Origin of the sequence: Klebsiella sp. K47, from assembly GCF_051858335.1 — a bacterium.
GTDB lineage: Bacteria > Pseudomonadota > Gammaproteobacteria > Enterobacterales > Enterobacteriaceae > Klebsiella > Klebsiella pneumoniae.
Genome location: NZ_JBPYUI010000641.1, coordinates 1 through 206, shown reverse-complemented (window position 1 = coordinate 206; position 206 = coordinate 1). Strand labels below are relative to the sequence as shown.

Genomic DNA, 206 nt, shown 5'->3' with positions numbered 1-206 from the left:
CGTGGCCTGGAAGCGCGGCACGCCGATGACGCGCTTGCCGTCGGTGGTGGCGCGGCCCGTGCTTTGCTGCCTGGCGTCCAGCCAGGTGGCCCCGCCCAGCAGGCGCAGGCCGCGCATGGGTTCGCCGAAGACGTTGAATTCCACGCCCTGGTGACGGTCCTTGCCGGCCGAGGTGAACAGGTTGCCGTCGATCAGCGAGCGCGGCT

Annotated in this window: 1 protein-coding gene; it reads right to left on the bottom strand. The window is 71.4% G+C overall.

Annotated features, from left to right (window positions below):
- Positions 1 to 206 (bottom strand): TonB-dependent receptor domain-containing protein (locus RRF55_RS29530; RefSeq protein WP_439419531.1); only part of this gene is annotated, 206 nt, incomplete at both ends.